The 17,573-nt window shown below is 32.3% G+C and carries 15 protein-coding genes and 1 pseudogene; 9 read left to right on the top strand and 7 right to left on the bottom strand.

Translation table 11 applies throughout. From position 1 onward, the window contains the following. Positions 1-7: 7 nt before the first annotated feature. From AOB58_RS07120 to AOB58_RS07110, 3 genes are all read right to left on the bottom strand, one after another. Entirely contained in the window at positions 8-1,231 is a 1,224-nt protein-coding gene (locus AOB58_RS07120) for an Nramp family divalent metal transporter (RefSeq protein ID WP_002508490.1), read from the bottom strand. Between the two features lie 16 nt (positions 1,232-1,247). Next, positions 1,248-2,192, bottom strand: coding sequence for an agmatinase family protein (locus AOB58_RS07115; RefSeq protein WP_002508489.1), 945 nt, complete (start codon positions 2,190-2,192; stop codon positions 1,248-1,250). A gap of 276 nt (positions 2,193-2,468) precedes the next feature. Then, positions 2,469-3,713 carry a Glu/Leu/Phe/Val family dehydrogenase gene (locus AOB58_RS07110; protein WP_002508488.1) on the bottom strand — a complete coding sequence of 415 codons (1,245 nt, stop codon included), beginning with the start codon at positions 3,711-3,713 and terminating at the stop codon, positions 2,469-2,471. 287 nt (positions 3,714-4,000) lie between these two features. On the opposite strand from AOB58_RS07110, the gene AOB58_RS07105 reads away from it, so the two are divergent. The 3 genes from AOB58_RS07105 to AOB58_RS07090 all read left to right on the top strand — a co-directional run bounded on the left by AOB58_RS07105 (position 4,001) and on the right by AOB58_RS07090 (position 7,518). Next, positions 4,001-5,338: an amino acid permease gene (locus AOB58_RS07105; RefSeq protein ID WP_064783172.1), complete on the top strand. Its 1,338-nt coding sequence runs from the start codon at positions 4,001-4,003 to the stop codon at positions 5,336-5,338. Beyond that, positions 5,339-6,241, top strand: a complete 903-nt coding sequence (mmuM, locus tag AOB58_RS07100) for a homocysteine S-methyltransferase (RefSeq protein WP_064783171.1) — start codon at positions 5,339-5,341, stop codon at positions 6,239-6,241. It abuts the gene before it with no gap. Between the two features lie 135 nt (positions 6,242-6,376). Further along, positions 6,377-7,518, top strand: a protein-coding gene (locus AOB58_RS07090; RefSeq protein WP_102134915.1) for an IS3 family transposase whose coding sequence is annotated in 2 segments (ribosomal slippage) — positions 6,377-6,647 and positions 6,647-7,518 — 1,143 coding nt in all. Because the reading frame shifts where the segments join, the coding sequence is not laid out codon by codon here. An 88-nt stretch (positions 7,519-7,606) separates the two neighbouring features. Here the strand turns inward: AOB58_RS07090 and AOB58_RS07085 are convergent. Beyond that, positions 7,607-8,615: pseudogene (locus AOB58_RS07085) on the bottom strand (fatty acid desaturase). A 421-nt stretch (positions 8,616-9,036) separates the two neighbouring features. Between AOB58_RS07085 and AOB58_RS07080 the strand changes: the two are divergent. Further along, complete coding sequence (locus AOB58_RS07080) at positions 9,037-9,522, top strand: SRPBCC domain-containing protein (RefSeq protein ID WP_064783170.1); 486 nt, start codon at positions 9,037-9,039, stop codon at positions 9,520-9,522. Positions 9,523-9,625: 103 nt separating this feature from the next. On the opposite strand, the gene AOB58_RS07075 is transcribed toward AOB58_RS07080, so the two are convergent. Beyond that, complete coding sequence (locus tag AOB58_RS07075; RefSeq protein ID WP_046465040.1) at positions 9,626-9,862, bottom strand: hypothetical protein; 237 nt, start codon at positions 9,860-9,862, stop codon at positions 9,626-9,628. A 424-nt stretch (positions 9,863-10,286) separates the two neighbouring features. Between AOB58_RS07075 and AOB58_RS07070 the strand changes: the two genes are divergently transcribed. From AOB58_RS07070 to AOB58_RS07055, 4 genes are all read left to right on the top strand, one after another. Next, positions 10,287-11,243, top strand: a complete 957-nt coding sequence (locus AOB58_RS07070) for an NAD-dependent epimerase/dehydratase family protein (RefSeq protein WP_064783169.1) — start codon at positions 10,287-10,289, stop codon at positions 11,241-11,243. A gap of 317 nt (positions 11,244-11,560) precedes the next feature. Next, positions 11,561-12,637: a branched-chain amino acid aminotransferase gene (locus AOB58_RS07065; RefSeq protein ID WP_002508480.1), complete on the top strand. Its 1,077-nt coding sequence runs from the start codon at positions 11,561-11,563 to the stop codon at positions 12,635-12,637. 283 nt (positions 12,638-12,920) lie between these two features. Next, positions 12,921-13,904, top strand: coding sequence for an aldo/keto reductase (locus AOB58_RS07060; protein WP_064783168.1), 984 nt, complete (start codon positions 12,921-12,923; stop codon positions 13,902-13,904). A 415-nt stretch (positions 13,905-14,319) separates the two neighbouring features. Next, complete coding sequence (locus tag AOB58_RS07055) at positions 14,320-15,060, top strand: SGNH/GDSL hydrolase family protein (protein WP_064783167.1); 741 nt, start codon at positions 14,320-14,322, stop codon at positions 15,058-15,060. 143 nt (positions 15,061-15,203) lie between these two features. Here the strand turns inward: AOB58_RS07055 and AOB58_RS07050 are convergent, their stop codons facing one another. Continuing rightward, the gene (locus tag AOB58_RS07050) at positions 15,204-15,611 is read right to left on the bottom strand and encodes an Lrp/AsnC family transcriptional regulator (RefSeq protein WP_021339526.1); all 408 of its coding nucleotides are present in this window, start codon (positions 15,609-15,611) and stop codon (positions 15,204-15,206) included. Positions 15,612-15,726: 115 nt separating this feature from the next. Here AOB58_RS07050 and AOB58_RS07045 point away from each other — a divergent pair, with 115 nt between their 5' ends. Then, on the top strand, positions 15,727-16,488 hold the full coding sequence (locus AOB58_RS07045) for an MBL fold metallo-hydrolase (protein ID WP_021339527.1): 762 nt from the start codon (positions 15,727-15,729) through the stop codon (positions 16,486-16,488). A 209-nt stretch (positions 16,489-16,697) separates the two neighbouring features. On the opposite strand, the gene AOB58_RS07040 is transcribed toward AOB58_RS07045, so the two are convergent. After that, the gene (locus AOB58_RS07040) at positions 16,698-17,012 is read right to left on the bottom strand and encodes an antibiotic biosynthesis monooxygenase family protein (protein WP_021339528.1); all 315 of its coding nucleotides are present in this window, start codon (positions 17,010-17,012) and stop codon (positions 16,698-16,700) included. Positions 17,013-17,573 lie beyond the last annotated feature (561 nt).

Genomic DNA, 17,573 nt, shown 5'->3' with positions numbered 1-17,573 from the left:
AATAAATTTAGCCTGAAATGAAACTTGTTATAGCATCGATAAAACTATAGATACCTAAGAAGGAAACGGTTAAAACAACGAGTCCTCCGATAATATTGAGCCAAAGTGTATTTACAAAGCGGCCCATTAGATTTTTCTTATTAATAATAATAAAGATAAGTATTGCAATAATAGGTAAAATCATACCATTTAACGCTTGCGCAATAAGTAAGACTTGAAGCGGTTCAAAACCAAGTGCTGAAGTAATAATTCCAATAATGATAATCACAACAAAGACAAGTTTGTATTTCTTGCTTTGCATGCCGCCTTTCCAACCGAGTAGACTACTAATTGTTGCAGCGGCACCCGTTGGAGAAGCAATGGCTGATGACAGACCTGCAGCGAATAACCCAACACTAATCACTATAGGTGCAGCATCGCCAAGAACAGGTTCTAACGGTCCAGCAAGTTGAATGACACTTGATACTTCTTCACCTTTAATTAAAGTGGCTGCTGAAATTAATATTGCAGCAGAAATCACACCACCGACAGTAATTGAAATAATTGTATCCCAACGTGCAAATTTCAACTCCTTAACACCATTAAAACGTTCGTGTACAGCTGTTGAGTGGATAAAAAAGTTATATGGCACAACGGTTGTACCGATTAGAGCGATAACAGTAAGAATAGAACCATCTGGTATTGTTGGAATGAAGGCACCTTTTAAAATGCCCATAACATCTGGTTTTATAACAATCATCGTAGTGATAAATATTGCGCCCATGATAACCATAAGTACAAGCATAACTTTTTCTAAAAATTTATAGTTACCAAATAATCCAATGAGTAATATAATAACGCCGATAACTGGAGCAACCCAATTCTCAGGTAAATTAAGTAAGTAAGATGCCCCAAGTGAGGTTCCAATCAAGTCACCACTAATATAGGCAGCACACCCAATGGTTACAGCAATGAGTGTGAACCACACGATGATTAGCTTACCAATTTTATTAGAAAATAAATCTTGAATTGCTTCACCTAAGCCTTCACGTGTAACGAGAGATAAACGAATAATCATTTCTTGTAACACGATCGTGGCGATGATTGAAAAGACAACTGCCCATAGTAAACTATAGCCAAATCCTGCGCCACCTTGAGTCATGGTTGTTACTGTACCAGGGCCAATGAATGAAGCAGTGATAATCATACCAGGGCCAAGCGATCGTAAAATCTTACCCGCGTGTTTAAACATTTAACCACTCCTCAGATTATTTTAATTTATTTAAATAAGCGACGTGGCCAGCAAGTACATATAATACTGCTGTAGAAACGAAATGGGCAGAATTCTGATTGGCATCTTTCATAGGATAAACTTCTACATAATCCATACCACATAGGCCGAGCGCACCAAATTCGTGAATCATCGTTAATAATTCATAGGACGTTAGACCATTACCATCGACAGGTCCACCTGGATTATAAGCGAAATCCAATACGTCACTACATATTGTTAAATATACGACATCTACATCGGCACTTGCTTGAGCGTAGATGTCACGGGCAAACTGTTTTATATTATTTGATTCACGGATATCATTGATTGTTATCGTTACGGCACCAGCTTCTTCAGCGTAACGTCCTGTTGATGGATGATTTCTCGGGCCGTGAATACCAGTGTGAATAATGCTTTCGTTACGTACACCGTCTGTTTCATAAAGTCTCATGAAAGGTGTATTACGGGCATAAGCTTCACCCTCATAATCTGGCATATTATCATAATGTGCATCTAAATGAATGATGCCGACTTTTTTACCAGTTTCTGTTAATGATTTAAGAATAGGATAAGTGACACCGTGTTCGCCGCCAAAGCCAACTAAGAATTTTTCACTTTCCCATAGTTTTTTAGTGAAATCTGTAATGTTATCATAGCTTTCTTTATTGTCATGAGCGACAAATGGCACATCACCGACGTCCCCCATAGATAAGTGTTCACTAATATCAATGTGGTTTAGTTCTGGTAGATATTGACTGTAACGTGCAGAGGACAGTCTAATTTGCTTTGGACCAAGTTCTACACCTGTATAATCTCCCCAAGTGCTTTCGCCTTCAAAAGGTACTCCATATACAATTACATCTGTATCTAAAGTATTTGATTGATTTAAATTTTTACTATTTAAAAAACATGGTGTATTCCCATAAATGTTATTTTTCATAATTTATATCCTCCCCTTTATTGTAGATAATTATATAGAGTATTTTTTTATTTTTCAAATAAATCAGAAAATTCACTGATTGAATAATTCAAAATACATATGAATTAGAGGATTATTTATAAATTTTTATTAGATTATGAAGAGGAAAGGGTGGGTGAAAAGGATTAGGAAGAATTGTTGGAAGCTGTATAGATAAATATAATAATAAAAAGCCACACCAATGAAGGTGTAGCTTTTGAAAAGACAATGTTTATCACATTGATATATTGTGAAAATTTATGCCCAACCACGGAAACGTGTAGCTTCAGCTGTACGTTTGATACCTACAACATAGGAAGCTAAACGCATATCCAATTTTCTACTTTCAGCTAAGTCATAGATTTTATTGAATGCTTCTACCATTTTTTCACGGAGTAGACTGTTTATTTCTTCTTCAGACCAATAATAGCCTTGATTATTTTGTACCCATTCGAAGTAAGAAACAGTTACACCACCAGCACTCGCAAGTACATCAGGTATAAGTAACACACCACGTTCTGTTAATATACGTGTCGCTTCTTTTGTCGTAGGACCATTTGCTGCTTCTGCAACGATGCTTGCTTTAATGTCATGTGCGTTTTCTTCAGTAATTTGATTTGATAATGCAGCTGGGATAAGAATATCACAGTCGACTTCAAATAATTCTTTATTAGGGATGACGCCCTCAAATAAGTGTGTAACACGGCCATGTTTTTCTTTAAGCTCTACAAGCTCGTCAACATCTAAACCATCTGGATCATGTAAAGCGCCATAACTTTCAGAAATAGCTACAATTTTTGCTCCCATATCATGTAAGATTTTGGCAATAAAACTACCAGCGTTACCAAATCCTTGAATCGCAACACGAGACCCCTTGATATCAATGTTTCTACGTTTAGTTGCTTCTTCAATAGTAATTACAGCACCAAGCGCAGTGGCACGGTTACGACCTTCTGAACCACCTAAAGAGAGTGGTTTACCAGTGATGAAGGCAAAAGCATTTGAACGATTAATTTTACTATATTCATCCATCATCCAAGACATGATTTGTGGATTAGTATAAACATCTGGTGCTGGGATATCACTCGCAGGACCTACGAATTGTGATATAGCTCTAACAAAACCACGAGATAGATTTTCAAGCTCTTGATTACTCATTTGACGTGGGTCACAGATGACGCCGCCTTTACCGCCACCAAATGGTAAGTTAGTAATACCACATTTCATCGTCATCCACATTGCAAGTGCCTTAACTTCTTCTTTATTTACATCAGGATGGAAACGTACGCCACCTTTAGTAGGACCAACAGAATGATTATGTTGCGCACGGTAACCGGTAAAAGTTTTAACAGTACCATCATCCATGCGGACGGGTATACGGACTTCTAGTATTCTTAAAGGTTCTTTGATTAAATCATACATGCCATCGTCAAAGCCTAATTTATGTAATGCTTCTTTTGTAATTTCTTGGGTAGATTTCACTAAGTCATTATGTTCTGTCATTATATTTTCCCCTCTATCTATTACTTATAATATTTGTACTTACTTATCTATAAATGTTATAGACTTTACGACTGAAAATCAATACTAGAGATTGAATTTTTATAAAAATTTGAAAATTCAGTGAATAAATAGATGAAATTCTCTTTGAAAACGAAAGAATCATTAAAGACAATATATATGAGCGGGAAGTGAATTGAGAAAAAAATACATTGACTAAATTTTCAGAAATTAATAGAATGAATAATTATATTTAAAAAGTGTAGAACTTGAAGATAAGGAGAACATTAATGGAACAACCATCATTTAAACGTGCAATGAAACAACGTCATCTTATGTTACTTAGCTTTGGTGGTGTTATTGGAACAGGATTATTTTTAAGTTCTGGATATACTTTGCAACAAACAGGTCCATTTGGAACGGTACTATCTTATTTAATTGGCTCAATTTTAGTTTATCTCGTTATGTTATGTCTAGGGCAATTAGCGATCAAACATCCTGTTACAGGTGGATTTCATACATATGCAAGTCTTTACATTCATCCATCTGTTGGATATATCGTAGCATGGTTTTATTGGTTAACTTGGACCGTAGCATTAGGTTCTGAATTTACAGCAGTGGGTATTTTGATGCAGAAATGGATGCCTGAAACCCCCGTTTATATTTTTGCTACGATTGCAATTATATTAATTTTATTATTTAACATTATATCGACACGGTTTTATGCAGAAGTTGAATTTTATTTTTCTTTAGTAAAAGTTATTGCGATTATCGTATTTATTATTTTAGGTCTTTTGGTAATTATCGGATTTATTCACTACGATGGTTATGAAGGTTTAAACACAATTGCAGATAGGTATACGAATCCTACTTTTCCTAATGGTATAGGTTCTGTGTTTTTAACAATGCTAGCTGTGAATTATGCATTTAGTGGCACTGAATTAATCGGCATTGCTGCTGGTGAAACAGAGAATCCTGAAAAAGTAATACCCAAAGCGATTAGAGCAACGTTATGGCGTCTTATTGTCTTTTTTATAGGTACAATGGTTATTATTTCTATTTTAATACCAAGTTATCAAGGTAAGTCATTAGAAAGTCCATTTGTTGTTATTTTTCAAAAAATGGGAATCCCTTATGCAGGTGACATTATGAATTTAGTGATTATAACAGCTTTGTTATCTGCGGCTAATTCAGGATTATATGCTGCGAGCAGAATGATTTGGAGTTTGTCGAATGAAGGTGTGTTTCCTAAATGGTTTGGAAAACTAAATAAACATCATATGCCAGTGAATGCAACATTATTTAGCATGATTGGTGGCTTATTGGCTTTATTTTCTAGCGTGTATGTAGCAGATTCATTATATGTAATTCTAGTTTCAATTGCTGGTTTAGCAGTTGTTATCGTGTGGATGAGTATCTGTATTGCATATTTTAATGCTAAAAAAATTGACCGAAGCTTAAAAGTACACCAATCGATTCCAATTATTGGGTTTATATTATGCTTAATTTCTTGTGTTGGAATGCTTTTTGACCCTAATCAAGCACCTGCACTTTATTTCGGGCTACCGTTTGCAGCGATTGCGTTACTTTATTATTTTGTTAAATTTAATAAGAAAAGAGGAGTATAGATGAGACTGTTAGAAAAAGTGAAAACACAATCTCCAATTGTCTTAGATGGCGGACTAGCAACTACATTAGAACAAGCTGGTTGTGATTTGAATTCTTCGTTATGGTCTAGCGAAGTACTTAGACATCAACCAATTAAAATAAAGCAAGCCCATCAAGATTTTACAAATGCGGGTGCCGACATTATTTTAACAAGTACATATCAAGCAAGTTATCAAACATTTACAGATATAGGAATGCAGAATGAGGAAATTGATGACCTTTTTACAATAGCGGTAGAGCAAGTTATGGATGCAACAAATAATAATCAAGTGGTTGTAGGTAGTTTGGGTCCATATGGCGCATATTTAAGCGATGGCTCAGAATATACAGGGAATTATGTAATAAGTCGAGAAGCCTATTTTAAATTTCATGAACAACGCATAAACGCTTTGATTTCAAGAGGGATAAATGATTTTGTGTTTGAAACTGTTCCTAATTTTGAAGAGATTCAAGCAATTATAGAAAATATTATACCGAGTTATACTGAAGACCAAACATTTTGGCTCTCTGTAACTGTCGATGACACAGGAAATTTATCAGATGGAACAGAATTCGAGAAACTAATAAATTATATTAAACAGAAGGGCACTATTATTCCAATTTTTGGTATTAATTGTTCTTCAGTTAAAGGAATCAATCGATCATTAGACAAAGGATTAGCTAGTTTGAGTCAGACAATTGCGTTGTATCCTAATGGAGGTTCTCATTATAATGCGGATAGCAAAAAATGGGAAAATGATGCTAACAGTGATGAAATTATTGAACAAGTTCCGAAGTGGTTAATGGAAGGTGTTCAAATTATAGGGGGATGTTGTCAAACAACACCAGAGGACATTAAAAAAATTAGACATAGCATGAGTTAACTAAAATTGAAGTTTCAAAATAGAAAAAGGAGAAGTGCTTGGGTTAACTGAACTGACCCCAATTAATGGGAGTAAAATAAAGACACTTTCGTTGAATTCATATTAAAATGAATTTATTCGGAGGTGTTTTTTTCTATGAAAAAAGTAGCATATTCAGTAGAAACTAAAAACAAAGTAATAGAAATGAAAATTCAAGGTTATTCTACTAAACATATTATGGACATTTTAAATATTAAAAATAAGACTCAAGTACAAAGATGGTGGAAATGGTATAGAGATGGTGAAAGCAACAGGTTTCCTCAACAAGTCGGAAAACAATATTCATATGGAAAGGGAATTGAAGAATTCAGTAATGAAGAGAAATTGAAATTAGAAATTAGACGTCAACAAGCTGAAATTGATGTTTTAAAAAAGTACAAGGAATTGGAAAGGAAGTGGCGCCAAAAGTAATAATACAAGTGGTTAATGCGTTGAAATCAAGGTACCCAGTTAAGGTAATATTAGATGTTTTTAAGATTCCCAAATCCACTTATTATCGTTGGAAATGTAAAAATTATGAATTAGATTCAATTGAAGAAAAAGTTAAATATATTTGTCATAAACACAACTATACCTATGGTTATAGGAAAGTAACTGCTGAATTAAATAAATTTAGCGAAATAATAGTTAACCACAAAAAAGTACAAAGAATTATGCAGGAAAATGGATTGAATTGTCGCGTTAAACCTAAGAAATCTAAAAAACCAGGTAATCCATTTTATAAAACAGATAATTTACTACAGAGAAATTTCAACGCAAACTGTCCATTAGAAGTACTTGTAACTGATATTACTTATTTACCTTTCGGTAATACAATGTTGTATCTTTCATCAATTATGGATGTCTATAACGGAGAAATTATAGCTTATTCTATAGATAATCACCAAAATCAAAGTTTAGTAAACGATACGCTTAATCAAGTGGAAATTCCTGATGGTTGTATTCTTCATACTGATCAAGGTAGTGTTTATACGTCGTATGAATATTATGAATTGTGCAAAGAAAAAGGCATTACCAGAAGCATGTCCCGTAAGGGAACGCCAGCCGATAATGCCCCGATCGAATGTTTTCATTCCTCACTAAAGTCTGAAACATTCTACTTAAACAAAGAGCTCAAGAGCTCTAATAACATTGTAATAGATATTGTCGAAAATTACATTGAAAACTATAATAAAGTTAGAATTCAACAAAAACTAGGCTACTTAGCTCCTATAGAATTCAGGAAATCAGCAGCTTAGAAAACAGTGTTTTTATTAAATTCCCATTTTAAGGGTTCAGTGCCTTAACAAGCACTTCTCCTTTGTTGTTTGTTTAAATATTAAGTGTTTATGATGGTTGTTTATTTCTAAGTGAAAATTCTTTAAAAGTGATAAAGCGTTTATGACTTTTATCATATAATTTGAATTTTAATGATGTCAGACTTTCTCTAAGCGTAATAGATGTTGCATGGTGTAGAGGTGTAACAGTTTCATGTGTTTCCTCTAAAGAGTAGTTAGGAATTCTAGGATTCAAATGATGTACATGATGATAACCTATGTTTCCTGTAACCCAATGTAGTACTTTTGGTAATTTATAGTACGAACTACCATCAATTGCTGCTTTTACATAGTCCCATTCAGAAGCTTCTTCGAAATAAGAATCTTCAAATGTATGTTGGATGTAAAATAACCAAATACCTAACATGCCAGCAATGAAGATCATTGGTGCAAATACTGCAAAGAAATGACCTACGCCTAATAGATAAATTAGACCACCGTATACGACTAATAATAAAATGTTGTTCATCCAAGTATTGATACGTTCTTTCTTTTTAGCGTCTTTAGAATTAAAGCGATTAGAAATAAATACTAAGAAGAACGGTCCTAATACAAACATCACAAGTGGGTTACGATAAATTCTATACGTTAAACGTTGGAATTTAGATGCTTCTGTATATTCTTCTACTGTCATAACCCAGATATCACCGATACCACGTTTTTCTAAATTACCGCTACCAGCATGGTGAATTAAATGTTCTCTACGCCATTTTCTGTAAGGAAACAGCGTAAGGAAACCAGTTACGTTTCCGAGTAAATCATTGTGCTTTTGTTTTTTTTAAATATGATCCGTGACAAGCATCGTGAAAAATGATGAATGTTCTAATTAAAAATATAGACGCGAATATACTACTAATAATTGCTAATGACCAATGCACATTATATAAAAGTCCGCTTACTACTAAAATTGCAATAAGAGGAAGTAATGTATTTATAATTTGTATTGTACTTTTCGTGTAGTTAGTTTTTGCGAAAGGTTTTACCATTTTGTTCAACATCTTTTTCTTATCTTTTTCCATATACACCTAACTTTCTTTTACTGAATAAGTTGAAAATAGAGTACATACTCTCACCAGTATTTCACTAAGTGTATATAAATAAATAGAAATTTACAAACATTTATACACAAAAAATTGAAAAATTTAAAATAATGAGAAATTTGAAAATGCAAAAAACGCATTGAATAAGGATTTAAACAGGAAAATGTAGGTGAATTTAATTCTCTGTTGCAGCTAAATAAATGATCATAGATAGCGTTATTTCAGTTTTTATTACTCATATTAAATTTGCTTAAGACATATAATAAATATATGTGAATCAGTAATAGTTTATAACGAAAAAGGGTAAAACGAATTAAATGAGTCTAGGTAAATTAGTATGAAGAATTAGAAATTTAAATTTTTCCTAGATAATCTTTGAATTGAGAGGAGAACTTTAAAGATGGAAACACAATATTCAAAAGATGGACAAGGTGTTTATCAAACATTGAAAATAGATATAGATGGAGATAAGGAAACAATATTTAATTATTTGAGTACTACTGAAGGAATACAGCAATGGTTTCCACAATTGTCATTTGAAAAAAGAGAAATGAATGGCAAAATGTACTTCCATTTAGAGGAAGAAGACGATTTAGAAATGACAATCACACATCTTGAAGAAAATAAGACAATTGGCTTTACATGGGATATTGGGAATGTGAAGTTTGAATTAAATAACAAAGTTCAACAAACGGAACTAACATTTATTGAATATTTACCATTTGAATTTCCACACATCATCATAGATTTTGCAGGTTGGCAATTCCATATGGAAAGTATAAAAAGTATTGTAGAAACGGGGAAACCGCTCAATTCTCGAGATTATGATTTTAATAGTAAAAATGAAGCTATCGAAGCACAAATAAAACTAGAAAATGACAAGTGAAAAAGCTGCTTATCGCATACAAAAAAGACGATCTTATAACTAAAAGGTCGTCTTTTTAAATATATTTGGAAATTTAAATCATTTTAAATTTTTATAAATGAATCTACATTGCTATTAGAATCCAAATAATACCTATTAAAACGAGTACACTGAAAACAAGTAACACGATGCCTAAGGTTAGTACTTTATGTGACTGTTGCTTTACACCTATTCTTTCGTTTTCACTACGTTTCGCTTGTTTACTTTGGTCAATTTCAGCTTTACTTTCTTTAAAACAAAAATAACTTAAAACTAATGACATGATTAAAACAGCGAATAAAATAATGATTAAATAAGTCATTATGTCATCCCTCTCACTGCATATTTATTTATTAATAATATCAGTTATTGACCAAAATATACATTAAAGTACTTGTTATTGAGATGAATTTTGTGAAAGTGGTATAGATGATCAAAATATCTATATTAACAGGTACTCAACCTTATGTTTGCATAGCTAATGAACAGAACTCAATTATACTGTGTGTTTAATCCAATAATATAGTTTAGACATTTGTGCATTACCCCCTCGCTATTAATGGTAGCAAGGGGGTTTTTACGTTTGAATAAGTTTATTTTAAATTTAAAATACTAAAACATTTAAAAATTGTACACTCAATGTATACAATAAAGCGCTTTTATTGTATAATTTAGTTGAAAATAAGTACTGTGTACGCACTAGAAAAACATTACAGTTTCTGTAATGCACAAGGGGAGATAGAAATATGAAAAAAATTATGATTACAGGTGCTTTAGGACAAATTGGAACCGAACTCGTAGTGAAATGTAGAATGTTATATGGAAATGATAATGTTTTAGCTACAGATATTAAACAACCAGAAGCAGATTCAGCGATTGTAGATGGGCCGTTTGAAATATTAGATGTTACTGATAAAGCGCGTATGTTTGAGTTAGTTGAGACATTTAAGCCAGACACAATGATGCATATGGCAGCATTATTGTCAGGCGTTGCTGAAAAAAATCCATTATTTGCTTGGGATTTAAATATGGGTGGTTTAATGAACGCTTTAGAAACAGCACGTGAACACAACTTGCAATTCTTTACACCAAGTTCAATTGGCGCATTTGGACCTTCAACACCTAAAGTGAATACACCACAAGTGACGATTCAACGACCAACGTCTATGTATGGAGTGAATAAAGTTGCTGGAGAGTTATTATGTCAGTACTATTTCGATAAATTTGGTGTCGATACACGTAGTGTGAGATTCCCAGGTTTAGTTTCTCACATAAAAGAACCAGGTGGCGGTACGACAGACTATGCGGTAGATATTTATTTCAAAGCTGTGAGAGAAGGTCGTTATACTAGCTTTATCGAAAAAGACACATATATGGATATGATGTATATGGAAGATGCCATAGATGCCATTATTCAACTTATGGAAGCGGACGGCGTTAAATTAATTAATCGTAATGCATATAACTTAAGTGCAATGAGTATTGAACCAGAAATGGTGAAAGAAGCAATTCAAGAATTTTATCCTGAGTTTCAATTAGAATATGATGTAGACCCAATAAGACAGTCTATCGCGAATAGTTGGCCAAACAGTATAGATGTTAGCTGTGCACGTGCAGAATGGGGATTCAATCCACAATATGATTTAACTAAAATGACTCAAACGATGTTAAAGGCTATAGAAGATAAAGAAACAGTAAGATAATCTAATTTAAAGCCCTCACTCATACAGTAGTGGGGGCTTTAAGCTTGTAGTCTTCGCTTAGTGCTTTTACGCAAGAGTAGACCCAAATCTCTGCCATTTTTTAAAACAAAAATTATTCATCAATATTTGCATAGGTATTGTTGATATACGAGTGCTTTATAGACATATTGGGATATTATTAATCACAAAATACTTTTGAAAGTAAGTAGTGTGCATTTTTAGTATATTTTAAATTATTTGAAAATTATTGAACAGTGCCCTGTGGATTGGTATAATTTAAAGTAATACTCAAGGAAATAACATTAGGAGGAAAAATCATGTCAGAAAAAATTGAATTTGTACAACGAGAAACACTTAAAGAAAAACCGGATCCAAGTGGTTTAGGTTTTGGAAAATACTTCACAGATTATATGTTAAGTTTCGACTACGATATTGATCAAGGATGGCATGATTTAAAGATTGTGCCTTATGGTCCAATTGAACTTTCTCCAGCAGCTCAAGCACTTCATTATGGGCAAGCTGTATTTGAAGGCTTAAAAGCATATAAACATGATGGCGAAGTTGATTTGTTCCGTCCATCTGAGAACTTTAAACGTATTAATGACTCTTTATCTCGTTTAGATATGCCGAAAGTTGATGAAGAAGTTGTATTAGAAGGTCTAAAACAATTAGTAGATATCGAACGTGACTGGGTACCAGAGGGTGAAGGTCAATCACTTTACATACGACCATACGTTTTCGCGACTGAAGGTATATTAGGCGTACGTCCTTCATACTCTTATAAATTACTTATCATTTTATCACCATCAGGCTCTTATTATGGTGGCGAGTCATTAAGCCCAACTAAGATTTATGTAGAAGATGAATATGTACGTGCCGTTCGTGGTGGCGTAGGTCACGCTAAAGTCGCAGGTAACTATGCGGCAAGTTTATTAGCACAAACAAATGCTTCTGCACAAGGTTATGACCAAGTGCTTTGGTTAGATGGTGTAGAGCAAAAATATGTAGAAGAAGTAGGTAGTATGAACATCTTCTTCGTAGAGAATGGCAAACTTGTAACGCCAGAATTAAACGGTAGTATTTTACCTGGTATTACACGTAAAACAGTCATTGAATTAGCTGGCAATTTAGGCTATGAAGTAGAAGAACGTCGTGTATCAATTGATGAATTGATTGAATCACATAATAAAGGTGAGTTAACTGAAGTATTCGGTACAGGTACAGCAGCAGTCATTTCTCCAGTAGGACAATTGAAATATGGCGAAACTGAAATTGTAATTAATAACAATGAAACTGGTAAAATCACGCAAGATTTATATAACAACTACACTGGTATCCAAAGTGGTAAACTTGAAGACCCACAAGGTTGGAGAGTCGTTGTACCAAGATATTAATAAATAACCAAAAGGCGCTTCTTTTAAAAGAAGCGCCTTTTGTATTTTATATATCTAGTAATTCAAATTATATTGTCTGTTTTTCAAAATTTAATGTATCATACTTTAAAAAATACAATATAACTTTAATTTATACAAAGATATAAAATAATAGTTAATACTTATTACTTTTACTAATAAAGGGTAAAGAACATGTGTAAAACATAGAATTATACAAAAATGAAATTAAGCATATAAATAGAGATGGTGAACTATTTTTTTATTTTAAGGGGAGGAAAATTTTATGAAATATCGCGAGTTAGGTAATACAGGTATGATGATCAGTGAAGTTAGTTTTGGTACATGGGCAATAGGTGGTGCATGGGGTGAAACAAATGATGAAGATGCATTAAGTGCTTTAGAATATGCAATTGATCAAGGCGTGAATTTCTTTGATACAGCTGATGTTTATGGAGATGGTCATAGTGAAGAATTATTAGCTAAGGCGACTGCTGGCAAAGAAGATGAAATTTATATTGCAACAAAATTCTGTCGACAAGGGGATATTGCTGACCCACAAAATTATAGTTATGAAACGGTAAAGTCATACTGTGAAGATAGTCTTCGTCGATTAAACAGAGATACAATTGATTTGTTTCAAATCCATTGCCCTGCTACTGAAATTTTAAAAGAGGGTAGTGTCTTTGACGTATTAGACCAATTAAAAGAAGAAGGTCTCATAAGACATTATGGGGTGAGTGTTGAGTCAGTTGAAGAAGGTTTAATATGTTTAGAATATCCTAATGTAGCAAGCTTGCAGGTTATTTTTAATATGTTCCGCCAAAAACCATTAGAGGAATTAATTCCTAAAGCTTACCAACAAGGTGTAGGCATCATTACGAGAGTGCCACTTGCAAGTGGATTGTTGACAGGAAAATTTACAACGAAAACTCAATTTGCTGAAGATGATCATCGTAAATTTAATGAAAATGGCGAAGCTTTTAATGTAGGTGAAACATTTTCTGGACTAGGTTTTCAAAAAGGGGTCGAATTATCCGATCAACTAACATGGATTAAAGAAGGTCGTTCTTCCATGGCAAGTGCAGCATTAAGATGGATTTTAGATGCTAAAGAAATATCTTATATTAATCCAGGGTTTAGAAATGTGACACAAGTGAAACAAAATTTAGAGGCATTAGATACTAAATCTTTCACAGAGGACGAAAATTTAAAAATTAAAAACTTTTACAAAGAAAAAGTCAAAGATGCTATCATGGGTACTTATTAATAAAGTAAATTGCCAAAATAACTGCACAGGGTTCATATGTATAAGCTAAACTAGATAAAAATGCAGGAGTGCTTGATATTAACGCTACTTGTGTAGGATTTACATATGTGCTTAATATAGCGAATGGATTTATTATTTTTGTACAAAATAAAAAGTATGAGTTATTGGTGCAGAAACAGGGTCGGAAATTACTGACTACTGAGACCGGTATATGTGTATATTATTTGGTGATGTGAACGGACTCCAATGAGTGGCAGTAAAAAAAGACACTTTCGCTGAATTCATCTTAAAATGAATTTATGCGGAGGTGTTTTTTTCTACGAAGAAAGTAGCTAGTGCATTCAGCAGAAATTAACGACAAAGTAATAAAAAAGGAAATTCAAGAACAATAGCAGGAAAAATAGGAGGCATATAGATGAATAAACTCAGAACAATTTTGCAGACGACAGGCACATTAGTCTCTTTAATCAAAAATACACCGAATATAATTAAAGGTAACAAAGATGAATTTGGACCAAATGAAAGTTATTTAGATAAAAACAGTAATTTGAATAATAAAAGAATATTGTTTTTAGGTTCTTCAATTACTTATGGTGCTGCAGCTAAAGGTAATTCATTTGTAGCATTTTTAAATAAAGAATATGGTGTGGATACAATTAAAGAAGCTCAATCAGGTACAACACTAGCTGGTAAACAAAAATCAAGTTATGTAGAAAGATTAAAAAGCAATGTTTCTACAGATAACAAATTAGATGCCTTTGTATGTCAGTTATCTACAAATGACGCAAGATTCAACAAGCCTATAGGATCAATTAGTGACTCTTATAGTATTAATGATTTTGATACGGAAACAATCATAGGTGCCATCGAATTTATTATTTCATATATTAAAGAAAATTGGGATTGTCCTATTGTATTTTATACTTGTATACGTGATAAAGACCCTTATTATGAATTTTTGATTAACAAACTATTAGAAATAAAAAATAAATGGGATATCCATATTATTGATGTATGGGGAGACAAAATAATAAACAAACTAGCTAAAGATGATAAAACGATGATGGCAGATGATGCCCATCCACCACAAAAGGGTTACCGATATTTGTATACACCAATATTCTCTGAAAAGCTTAATGATATATTAAATGATTAAGTGATTTCTATAAAAATAGAACTTCCTTTTTGCTAATGTTTTTTTAACTTAAAGTTTACGAGACACAAAAAAGCAGTCTCTTCTTAACATGTCTACTTATAATTATTGAGAATAAAAAAATAAAACTTAAATATTTCTATAACTTATAGAACAGTAGAAATATTATAGTTAGCAAAAACATTTAGGTCTTCTAAAAATGTATTCAAATGCTTATTATTAGGGAATCGACATTCTAATAAATAACATCCGTCGCCTATTATTTTATAATTGTGTAGGATATAGCTACTTTTTGTATCGACAAATTCTAAAAAGGGTAGGTGTGATATTTTATTCATGTAAATATTTATAAAAGCGTGGATAGCACAATCTAAACTTTCTTGGTTTACTTGAATTGTGTAGTTCTGAATAACACCATCACTTTCTAATTTAGAGACTCTTGTATTTACAGCTTGACCAGTTAAATTCACTTTTTTACCCAAGTCTTTCATTGTGATTTTTGCATTTTGTTGTAGCTCATTAATAATCATCTTATCAGTATTGTCTATAGTCATATTAGTTACTCCTTTTTCAAATATCAATTAAATACGATAAAACTCTTTCACTAAGTTATTTATTGTTGATACTTATACCATTAGAATAAAAGTATCACATAAAGGAGGAATTGTAATGAATATAACTCATGTAAGAAATGCGACACTTATTGTTGAATACGCAGATAAAAAATTTCTAATAGATCCAATGTTGGGAGAAAAAGGATCATTCCCACCATTTCCAAATGCACCTAGAGATAATCAAAATAATCCTTTAATAGAATTACCTATGTCAGTAAATGAAATCATTACAGGTGCAGATGCAGTCATTTTGACCCATTTACATTTAGATCATTTCGATGAAGCGGCTCAAAAATCATTACCTATAGATATTAAAATTTACACACAGAACAGTGAAGATGCTGAAGAAGTAAAAAATGTTGGGTTCACAGATGTTGAAGCTTTAGAAGATACAAATCAAATCGGAGATATCCAAGTGATTAAAACACCAGGTCAACACGGTCGTGGTGATATAGTGAAAATTGCAGGTAAAGTGTGTGGTTTGATATTTCAACATGATAATGAAAAATCATTATACATTGCTGGGGATACAGTTTGGTATGAAGAAGTTGAAAAAACTTTAAGAACTTTTAACCCTGAAATCATAGTTGTTAATGGTGGAGATAACCAATTTAATGAAGGCGGTTCGTTGGTTATGGATGAAAATGATATTTATGAAGTGGCTAAATTAATGCCATCATCTGAGATCATCGTTGTTCATATGGAAGCTGTAAATCATTGGAACCTTTCAAGAGAGTATTTAAAGCAATTCGCAAAAGAAAAACAATTTTCTTCACAACTTAAAGTACCAAACGATGGGGATAAATATACTTTTTAAATAATGAAAATTAAATATAAGATAGTTTCTACTATACGTAGTAAGTGATTACTAGAAATTAATACGGATATAGAAAGCACTTCATATTTATTTCTGAACAGTTAATAAAGCACTATACTAATACTACAGAATCTGGTCCTAAGAAAAACGTGCAAAAAATGCCGACACAGTCAGAAACTGTGTCTCTTATGATAATTATTGGTTATATTTTATATATCTATTAACTCAAATTGTTTTATTTGTTTTTCAATACTTGTAGGTTTAGTATTTTCTTTTTCTTCCTTGCGCATATTTTTATGTTCTTCAACATGTGCTGGACGTGACACCCATGCTTGGAAATCCTTTTTTTCATTCCATTTCGATACAATAGAGTATGAAATTTTAGATTTTGTTTCATTTTTCCAAATTTCTACGTCTATTAAACCATCATATCCTGAAAAATCATCTTTAGCATGGCTTATTTTGTTATCCAAAATCGCTCTATCTTCTAAAGAAGCTGTAAAATTGGCTTGTGCTATGAACATATATTTCATTCCTCCTTAACGCTATTGACTAAATTTTAGCAAAAATAAAAAGTTAAAACATATGAAATGCATTAAATGGTATTGTTGCACACATTGTGCAACATAGTAAAAACAAAAAAATAGTATTATTTGCATCGATCAATAAAGGGATTTACATATATGTTTATTTGGAATTTCTTCTTTAATAATTTCAAAAAGTATAAAGTGAAATATAAGAATTTATTATCCAAAGTGGGATAATTTCAAATTATTTTAAAATATATTTAAGCTTTTTTATTAGAAATTGGATTGATTTGGTTAGCTCATATTAATATGAATCGAACTATCGGATAGGGACTTAAATATGCAGTTGAATTTGATAAAAAATAATTCGAAAAGTTTAAATAAAAAGGAGTTTTCATTGAGTAAACTTTTATTAGGAAATTTGTTGAATGTTATTTTATTATGATGCTTGTTAATGGAATTTATTTATTTAAGAAAAGTGTTGAACAAAAAATAATTCGTATTTTTCATGAGTAAAAGGGGTTACATTTCTAGAATATTTTTGTTGTGTTTGAAACG

Source organism: Staphylococcus sp. AntiMn-1 (genome assembly GCF_001663395.1).
In the GTDB taxonomy this organism is placed as follows: domain Bacteria; phylum Bacillota; class Bacilli; order Staphylococcales; family Staphylococcaceae; genus Staphylococcus; species Staphylococcus equorum.
The sequence above is the reverse complement of the archived record's forward strand: the minus strand, read 5'-3'. Positions and strand labels throughout refer to the sequence as shown.

Bases quoted from the DNA above. Each gene is read 5' to 3' on its own strand.
- AOB58_RS07120 (WP_002508490.1), bottom strand. From the start codon at position 1,231: ATGTTTAAACACGCGGGTAAGATTTTACGATCGCTTGGCCCTGGTATG.
- AOB58_RS07115 (WP_002508489.1), bottom strand. From the start codon at position 2,192: ATGAAAAATAACATTTATGGGAATACACCATGTTTTTTAAATAGTAAA.
- AOB58_RS07110 (WP_002508488.1), bottom strand. From the start codon at position 3,713: ATGACAGAACATAATGACTTAGTGAAATCTACCCAAGAAATTACAAAA.
- AOB58_RS07105 (WP_064783172.1), top strand. From the start codon at position 4,001: ATGGAACAACCATCATTTAAACGTGCAATGAAACAACGTCATCTTATG.
- mmuM (WP_064783171.1), top strand. From the start codon at position 5,339: ATGAGACTGTTAGAAAAAGTGAAAACACAATCTCCAATTGTCTTAGAT.
- AOB58_RS07080 (WP_064783170.1), top strand. From the start codon at position 9,037: ATGGAAACACAATATTCAAAAGATGGACAAGGTGTTTATCAAACATTG.
- AOB58_RS07075 (WP_046465040.1), bottom strand. From the start codon at position 9,862: ATGACTTATTTAATCATTATTTTATTCGCTGTTTTAATCATGTCATTA.
- AOB58_RS07070 (WP_064783169.1), top strand. From the start codon at position 10,287: ATGAAAAAAATTATGATTACAGGTGCTTTAGGACAAATTGGAACCGAA.
- AOB58_RS07065 (WP_002508480.1), top strand. From the start codon at position 11,561: ATGTCAGAAAAAATTGAATTTGTACAACGAGAAACACTTAAAGAAAAA.
- AOB58_RS07060 (WP_064783168.1), top strand. From the start codon at position 12,921: ATGAAATATCGCGAGTTAGGTAATACAGGTATGATGATCAGTGAAGTT.
- AOB58_RS07055 (WP_064783167.1), top strand. From the start codon at position 14,320: ATGAATAAACTCAGAACAATTTTGCAGACGACAGGCACATTAGTCTCT.
- AOB58_RS07050 (WP_021339526.1), bottom strand. From the start codon at position 15,611: ATGACTATAGACAATACTGATAAGATGATTATTAATGAGCTACAACAA.
- AOB58_RS07045 (WP_021339527.1), top strand. From the start codon at position 15,727: ATGAATATAACTCATGTAAGAAATGCGACACTTATTGTTGAATACGCA.
- AOB58_RS07040 (WP_021339528.1), bottom strand. From the start codon at position 17,012: ATGTTCATAGCACAAGCCAATTTTACAGCTTCTTTAGAAGATAGAGCG.